This is a genomic window from Hymenobacter sp. (assembly GCF_036388155.1).
Lineage (GTDB): Bacteria > Bacteroidota > Bacteroidia > Cytophagales > Hymenobacteraceae > Hymenobacter.
Genome location: NZ_DASVSI010000021.1, coordinates 1 through 2,460, shown reverse-complemented (window position 1 = coordinate 2,460; position 2,460 = coordinate 1). Strand labels below are relative to the sequence as shown.

The window sequence follows — 2,460 nt, the reverse complement described above, 5'->3', positions numbered from 1 at the left end:
TTAGGACTTACGCATTTGGTGTATGCAAAATGTAAACAGGGTTAGCCAAGTAGGTTCGGATGGCCTCGCGCAGGAGTTGTCTTTTGGCTTCGTACCAACTGCGGCCAGTGCCCAGGCGTTGGGTTTCGAGGCGCAAAAAAGCGCGCAGGGCGCAGCCGATGTGATTGCGCTGGGCGCGGGCGGCGCGCACTTGTGCTTTCTCCACCCCACAGCATTGCTTCAAGCCCCGGTGATCCTGCTCGATGCCCCAGGACAAGGCCGCCAGCGGGGCACGTTCCGCCTCGTGCAGGTTCGCTTCGCTGCTGGCCCAGTACTCGGCCCCTTCCGCGCCGCCGGCTGGGGCGGCCAACCGGAAGACGCGAATGGGGCCGTAGCCTTTGAGCCAGACGGTTTGGCCATCGGGGCCGATGGTACAGTCGGCCAAAGGCTTCAGGGCTTGCCCGTCGGGGTTGACCAGGCGGTTGCGCTTGAGGCGCGTGAGCCAGGGCCAGCCGCAGGCCCGCACCTGTTTGAGGTTGGCCAAACTCGCGTACCAACTGTCAAACAAGACGCAGCGCGGGGCAAAGCCCCGCTGCCGGGCCGTGTGCAGCAGGTGCTGGAAATGGTCGTTTTTGGTCAGTTCGTCCGTGGCTTTGTCGTAGAGCCGGTAATCGACCGGGACCAGCGCCCGCCCGTCGCTCCACAAGAGCGTGAGCAGGTTGATGCCCTGCACCACGGCGTGGTGCTTGCCCGACCAGTGGCGCGTGACCAGGCCCATGTGCTGGGCGTAGGGCTTGTCCAAGGTCGTGTCGTCGAGCACCAATACCCCGCTGGTGGTCGTGACCAAGCCGTGCGCTTCTTGCCAGAGCGTGGCCGCGTCGGGTTCGAGCCGGTGCAGCAGGCGGGTGTAGGCGTCGTGCGCCGCTACGGGCCCGGCGTGAACGCGGGCGGCTTCTGTGCCGCTCACCGCCGCCGGACTGGCAACCAGAAATTGAATGTAGTCCTCGGCCGCAACCTTTGGCTTATTCATACCCCAATTTACGCATACCTACCAACTGCGTAACTCCTAAAACTAACAACTGACAACGAATAGCTATTCCTACTCTATCATTAATCGTCGGCCCACAGTACGGCCGTCGGCTAGCACGAGGCGGACGGTGTAGATGCCGGCGGGCAGGGCGGGCAGGGGCAGAGTGGCCTGGCCTGCCTGCGCGGCCGGCTGCTCCCACACGGTGCGGCCCAGGGCATCGAGCACGGAGGCGCGGGCAAAGGCAGGTCCGGCTACCTTCACGGTACCGCGAGCGGGGTTGGGATACAGGCTGTAAGCGGCGGCTTCGCGGGCCGAAGCGGTGGCGGTGGTCACGTTATTGGTCATTACGGGCCGCATCATGAGGGCTCCGCGGGGCTGGGAGCCGCGCGGCACGAAGTTGGTGGTATCCCACACGCCGACATCGTTACGCAGCCAAAGGTGCCGGGCCGGAAAGGTGCTGTTGAGGTCGAGGCCGTAGTGCAGGGTGCGGCCGGTAGAAGGCTGCGAATACCCCACGAAAAAGCTGCCCCTCACGGGCACCGGCTGGTCGAAAGTAACTTCAAAGTACTGCCAGCCAGCTGGTAGCGGGAAAGGAATAGTCACTACTTTGGTCGCCCGAGGCGTGGGGATGGGGGCCCCATTAGGGTCAACATCCCACACGCTGATGGTGACGGACCGGCTGGCCGCGTCCGACGCCGTGAAGACCGGATACAGGCGCAGGCCCCGCACGTAGTCCGCCTGGTTGAGGTCGAAGCGGTAGGCGAATGCCGACTGCTGCCCGGTAGAGTAGGGCAGCAAGTTGGTGACGTTTTCGGCCGTGCCATCGTCGTAGGCATAATAGGTGCCAAGCTCCATATCACGCGAAATTGTGTCGTTGGCCAGCGTAAGCGGATTGGTTTCGCTCGAAGTGAGCGCCATGCTGTACCGCAACGTTTTAGGATTGGCAGTAAGGGATAGCGCCTGGTTACCGGCCGCATCAACTACTGGCTGTTGCCGGTTACCGGCAGTTAGTAGGCGCGAGGCCTGAAGCCAGGAGCCCAGCACCGGACCCGCGGGCAGCTCCCGCACCGTGCCTAGGACGTTGACGGACAGCGGGGCGCCTACCGCAAGGTTCGTGAAGTTTACACCCAGACTAGGGTTCAGCTCGCTATTGGCGGGGTTAGCGGCATTGAACTGCCAGACGGGCATGGCTGAAAACCGCCGTAGCGGGCTGCGCAGCCCACCCGAAGGATTGCTGCCCAATAGGCCGGCACCGGCGGCTACGTCCACGAAGGTGGTGTCGGCCAGGGCAGCGGTGCGCCCGCTGTTGAGCAGCACGTAGTCCACGCTCCAGTTGTCGCTGTTGTCCGACGCGTTACCGCTTGCCACGAACCTAAATTGAAAGTCGCCGTGCAGGTACTTCGTTTGGTTCAGGTCGATGACTTGCTGCCGGAAGCCGGTGCGCACGCCCG

The 2,460-nt window shown here is 63.6% G+C and carries 2 protein-coding genes; both read right to left on the bottom strand.

The window, feature by feature from the left end:
• Positions 1–7: 7 nt before the first annotated feature.
• Positions 8–1,009 (bottom strand): IS701 family transposase, encoded by a 1,002-nt coding sequence (locus tag VF629_RS03045; RefSeq protein WP_331056978.1) that lies wholly within the window; start codon positions 1,007–1,009, stop codon positions 8–10.
• Between the two features lie 69 nt (positions 1,010–1,078).
• Positions 1,079–2,460: T9SS type A sorting domain-containing protein (locus tag VF629_RS03040; protein WP_331056977.1), on the bottom strand; the 1,382-nt coding region annotated here is incomplete at its 5' end.

What these genes read in the sequence shown, in the direction of transcription:
- VF629_RS03045 (WP_331056978.1), bottom strand. Translation starts at nt 1,009, where the DNA reads ATGAATAAGCCAAAGGTTGCGGCCGAGGACTACATTCAATTTCTGGTT.